This window comes from Streptomyces xylophagus (genome assembly GCF_000716435.1).
Lineage (GTDB): Bacteria > Actinomycetota > Actinomycetes > Streptomycetales > Streptomycetaceae > Streptomyces > Streptomyces xylophagus.
Map to the genome: position 1 here is coordinate 1 of NZ_JNWO01000134.1, position 484 is coordinate 484.

Consider the following 484-nt stretch of genomic DNA (forward strand, 5'->3'; position numbering starts at 1 on the left):
GCATCACGGAGCTGCGCGAGCAGAAGATCAAGGCCGAGATCGAGCGTATCGAGACGCGGGCCAAGAGAGAACGGGGCGAGCTGGTCGAAAGAGCGAAGGTGCAATCGTCGTTCATTGAGGCCGGAGCGCGGATCGCGGCGATCCTTCAGAACTTGCCTGCCGAGATCGCTTCGATCTTTGCGGACCCCGACAAGAAAGCCGAGGTCCGGCTGAAGGTGCAAACGCGCGTCGATCAGGCGCAGCACACGCTCTACACGTCAATGCGCGACTACGGAGAAGATGATGCTGGCTGACCCATTATTCGCAGGGCTGGCCGAAGGATTGAAGCCGAAGCCTCGGCTGAAGCTGTCTGAGTGGGCGGAAGCGAACCTAGTGCTGCCGCCTGAACGATCCGCGAGCCCCGGCCCATATCGCATCGGCGACGCGGTCTTCCAACGCGGCATGATGGACGCGATCACCGATCCCGACAATGAGGACATCGTCT

The 484-nt window shown here is 61.4% G+C and carries 2 protein-coding genes; both read left to right on the plus strand.

Annotation, left to right across the window (positions count from 1 at the left end; all coding sequences use genetic code 11):
• On the plus strand, positions 1-293 hold a 293-nt coding region (locus OO70_RS50650; RefSeq protein ID WP_043688391.1), incomplete at its 5' end, for a V-type proton ATPase subunit C.
• A partial coding sequence (locus tag OO70_RS56565; protein ID WP_234337163.1) for a hypothetical protein occupies positions 280-484 on the plus strand: 205 nt, incomplete at its 3' end. The genes OO70_RS50650 and OO70_RS56565, both read left to right, overlap by 14 nt.